At 37.0% G+C, this 4,687-nt stretch carries 5 protein-coding genes; all 5 read left to right on the plus strand.

The genetic code is table 11. From position 1 onward, the window contains the following. Positions 1 to 211: 211 nt before the first annotated feature. The 5 genes from K1X82_14840 to K1X82_14860 are packed head-to-tail and all read left to right on the plus strand — an operon-like array spanning position 212 to position 4,516. Positions 212 to 1,900, plus strand: coding sequence for a T9SS type A sorting domain-containing protein (locus tag K1X82_14840; protein MBX7183387.1), 1,689 nt, complete (start codon positions 212 to 214; stop codon positions 1,898 to 1,900). Then, the gene (locus K1X82_14845) at positions 1,897 to 2,352 is read left to right on the plus strand and encodes a hypothetical protein (GenBank protein MBX7183388.1); all 456 of its coding nucleotides are present in this window, start codon (positions 1,897 to 1,899) and stop codon (positions 2,350 to 2,352) included. The genes K1X82_14840 and K1X82_14845 overlap by 4 nt, the downstream gene beginning before the upstream one ends. Beyond that, positions 2,333 to 3,151, plus strand: a complete 819-nt coding sequence (locus tag K1X82_14850; GenBank protein ID MBX7183389.1) for a hypothetical protein — start codon at positions 2,333 to 2,335, stop codon at positions 3,149 to 3,151. The genes K1X82_14845 and K1X82_14850 overlap by 20 nt, the downstream gene beginning before the upstream one ends. A gap of 19 nt (positions 3,152 to 3,170) precedes the next feature. Continuing rightward, entirely contained in the window at positions 3,171 to 3,533 is a 363-nt protein-coding gene (locus K1X82_14855) for a T9SS type A sorting domain-containing protein (protein ID MBX7183390.1), read from the plus strand. Further along, positions 3,509 to 4,516 (plus strand): T9SS type A sorting domain-containing protein, encoded by a 1,008-nt coding sequence (locus tag K1X82_14860; GenBank protein ID MBX7183391.1) that lies wholly within the window; start codon positions 3,509 to 3,511, stop codon positions 4,514 to 4,516. Before K1X82_14855 ends, K1X82_14860 begins: the two co-directional genes overlap by 25 nt. Positions 4,517 to 4,687 lie beyond the last annotated feature (171 nt).

Below are 4,687 nucleotides of genomic sequence, written 5' to 3' on the forward strand. Positions count from 1 at the left end.
ATCTATATAGCTGTGCCGTGGATTATAATGATGGAAATGGAAAAGTATAAATTACAAAAATCCAAGCATGAATGATAATAATATCGGTCAGAGACCAATTTCTCAACCGACCTCGTTGCAAACGAGGGCGAGCGCGGGTATGTATTTTTGCAAACTAATAACTACCGCTAATTTAATCAGCGTACGTCGGATTGTAATGGAGAAATAAACTATGAAAAACAAAATCCATAAAATTATTAAGGTCTGGATAATCCCCGTCCTTATGCTTATTTCTTCATCGCTTTATGCTCAATTGAGTGGAGTATACACGATAGGAGGGTTAAACCCAAACTATGCCAGTTTCAATCAGGCTGTTGCCGACCTGAACCAGCAAGGTATTTCGGATTCAACCATTTTTAAAATCCGCAATGGGGTATATAATGAAACTGTTGTGATTGATCCCGTACAGGGGGCTTCGGCCGGCAGCCCTGTAATCTTCGAATCTGAAAATGGCGACAGTAGCTTAGTTGTATTACAGGGCGATTCAGTGGTCTCTGCTCGTTATGTATTAGAAATAAATGCGGCTTCCTATATTGTATTTAAAGGTATTACGTTCAACAACACGGGAAGCCACGACTCGTTGGTGTATCTTGCAGGTGCAGCGTCTCACTTGAGGTTTCTTAACAATCAGTTTTTGGATACTGATGGAAGATACTTTGTTCATTCAAAAATCGATTCAAATGATAGTTTGCATTTGAATGGTTATAACGAATTTCGTTCTAATCTTTTTAAGGGTAATAGCAATTCTCGTGTTTTTTTTAGCACGAATAATCAAAACTCAACTTATCCAAAAGCACAAGGTAATACTTTTATGCACAACAACTTTGTTGACGGTTCAAGTTTACATCTATCAGGGCAACAAAGTGTCCAAATCAGCGAAAATATATTTATTTCAGATTCAAATTTATTTGTTGGTGGCTGTTTTATAAACGCGAGTTCAAGGTTAAATATCACAAATAATATATTGAGTAATTCACGAATGGATGTTAGAGGAAACTGGAATTCTGATCAATCTTTTCCCACATTAATAGCAAACAATTTTATTTGCTCGGATTGGTTGAACCCTTTACTTGGTTCAGCATACACCGGAATGTTAGTTGGTGGATTTAATAATTTAAATATTCTATTTAACACGATACATACAAAATTTGATTTTCAATCCAATGGTAATTTTTCAGCAACACTATCAGTGGGTCAGGAACAATCAGTTAATAGTCGGATAATAAATAATATAATATACAATGAAGGTCAAACAAAGGCGTTATATGTGTTTGATACAGCTGATGATATATGGGATTATAATAATATTTATACCGAAGGAGACACTTTCGCATCTTTTATGGGTAGCTACTTAAATTCGTTTTCAGATTGGCAACAAACAACTGCATTTTGGCCGGAAGATACACCTTATGATATGCACTCCCTTTCCATTGCTCCGGAGTTTATTTCCGACAGCCTCCCCGATATTGTTCCCGGCTCCGAACTATGCGGTCGTGGTATATGGATGGATGAAGTTACTACCGATATATACGGAAACGCCCGCAACAATCCGCCCACCATAGGGGCTTTTGAGTTGCCCACGCCCTGCACCGTAGGCTATCCAAACACTGAAGAAGAACCCTACATCTTTAACATTTCGCCCAACCCCGCCACAGAAACCCTGAATATTATGTATATTGATAAAGAGCTAAACACCACGCTCCGAATCACCAACGGCATAGGGCAAACGGTATATAGCAAGAGAATAAAATTGGGAATTTCTGCTATCAGCCTTTCCGAAATACCGGCGGGAGTTTACCTGTGCAGCCTGAACACCGGCGATAGGGTAATAGCCAAACAAAGGTTGGTGGTGGTGAGATGAAAAACAAAATCCATAAAATTATTAAGGGTGGGATAATCCCCGCCCTTATGCTTCTTTCTTCTACGAATTGGGCTCAACTTAGTGGCGTATATACTATTGGAGGAGCAAACCCAAACTATAACACCTTCAATCAGTCCGTTGCTAATTTGAACCTGCAAGGAATTTCAGATTCTACTACTTTTAGAATTAGAAATGGAATTTATTATGAAACTATTGTAATTGACTCCATTCAGGGGGCTTCGCCTAACAGCCCTGTTATCTTTGAATCGGAAAGTGGTGATAGCTGTTTGGTAATATTGCAGGGTGATTCCATAGTGCCTGCCGGATATATATTAAAAGTAAATGCTGCGTCCTATTTAGTATTCAACTCTATTACGTTCAAAAATTCTGGAGGTAACGATACCTTGGTGAATCTTGATGGAGGAGCATCTCATGATAGATTCCTTAAATAACCAGTTTCTGGCCTATGATGGGATGTGCTTAATTCATTCAAAAATTAATTCTAATGACAGTTTGCATTTAAATGGTTATAATGAATTTCGTTCAAATCTTTTTAGGGGTAGTAATTCGATTGTTAAATTTGTTACGAATAACCAAAACTCTGCTTATCCCGATGCCCGTAACAATAGCTTTATCCAAAATAAATTTTTTGATGGTTCAACTATATCTCTGCTTGGACAACAAGGTGTTCAAATTTCCAACAATGTGTTTGTTTCTGACTCAAGTTTATTACTTGGCGGCTGTATTCTTACACATTCCGGTACCGACATAAAAATAACAAATAATATCTTGTTTAATGCCTGTATCGGTGTTAGTTATAGTACTTTTTCAGACGAATCAATAAAGGGATTAATAGCCAATAATTTTATTTATTGCAATTTGTTGAACCCCCTTCCTTGGATAACTGTTGCTGTAGGCTTGGGTATATATAATTTTAAAAATATAGACATCCTATTTAATACCATTCACACAAATTTTAATTTTCCAGCAAATAGTGGCTCTGCAACATTAAGTGTGTATCAAAGCCAGTCCATCAATAGTCGAATATTGAATAATATCATTTACAATGAAGGTTTTACAAAGGCTCTAAGTGTCTTTGATACAGCTGATGACATATGGGATTACAACAATATTTATACAGCTGGAGACACTTTCGCTAGTTTGGGAATATCGGATAATATTTACCTTGGTTCACTCTCTGCTTGGCAACAGGCAAGTATTAGAAGAATTGGCCTTAAAATGCCCTTATAACAATGGCAAGGCAGTACACATGGCAAGGGCAGTGCTATCTGCTTATGATACCTTGTTTGTAAACAGGATTAACCCTTGTGAAATACCTATGACCCCATCCTTAAGAAAAGATGAATTGAACCATGAATTAAACCAGGGATCTAATACAGATATAGTCATTTTCCCAAATCCGACCACTGGAATGGTACATTTCAAAATAAATGCCGACATTTATGGTAAAATGGAAGTATTGGATTTATTAGGCAGACCTATAATAGCGATTAATAAGCTATGGCAAGCTATTGATTCGATTGACCTTAATTCGCTTCCAAATGGCTTTTACCATTTAAAATTTACTTCCACTAACTATGATCAGCAATGGAAAATAATAGTAAGAAAATAGTTTGGATAGTGTTTATCCTTCTATTCTATTGGGAAAATGGTAAGGCCCAATATAACCTGGTTCCAAATCCCAGTTTTGAAATATTGTCGGATTGCCCAACTCAAGTTGGACAGATTCAAAATGCTATAGGGTGGATTAATCCCAATCTTTGTTCACCAGATTTATATAATAGTTGCAATAGTACTACATCAGTTCTTAATGTGCCCAATTATGGACTTACTGGGTATTTAGAGGCTCATACTGGTGGAGGGTATTTGGGGATTTTTACTTATGGATTTTCGGAAGGTTTTTTAAATCTAGGCAGGGAATATGTTGAAATTAAACTTTTGAATAAATTAAGTGAAGGAAAAAGGTATTTGGCAGGCTTTTATACCTGCTTGAGAAGTGAAATATATGCAGGTGGATACACTATTAACATTGCCACCAATAATATTGGATTGTTGCTTACCGACACATTGTGGCAATCAACCAATCAATGTTATTATTTTAATGCGAAAGCACAGGTTGAAAATGATTCATCCAATCCACTCACCAATCGCACCTTTTGGAGGCTGGTATCCGATACAATTGTAGCAAAGGGAGGAGAAGAGTTTGTTTCGGTAGGTAATTTTAATCCCGATAGTACTACTGATACTGTTATTTTAAACAATAACACCCATTACGATTATGCATCCTATTATTTGATTGATGATGTTTTTGTTATTCCTTTGGATAGCTTAACAGGGATAAAAGAACAAAGGTTATTAGAAGGAAAGGCATTTATATCGAACAATCAATTGAATCTTGAACTTGAAGAGAGCTATAAACCCATAAGTATAATGCTTAGCACTGCCACCGGACAAACCGTATGGCAGCATAATGAGTTTTACAGTCAGGGGCAACAGACATTTATCTTACCTCCATTGTCTTCGGGTCTGTACTTTTTAGATGTAAAATCTAGTTCAGGTGTGTTTCGAGCGAAGGTTTTAGTTGCTGATTTTTAAGCCTGCAGGACGGTGTTTTTAGGTGTAAATACTCTGGGAGATCGAGACAAGGCTGCTTTAGAGGAAATAATCTGGCAATGCCCCAAAAGTGGTGGTCATGCTGTTTACCAAGCCAGGGCCCTCTACTATTTGGTTAACGATAGTATTATTTTCAACGATAGTCTCTTTTGT

The organism is Bacteroidia bacterium (assembly GCA_019695265.1).
Lineage (GTDB): Bacteria > Bacteroidota > Bacteroidia > JAIBAJ01 > JAIBAJ01 > JAIBAJ01.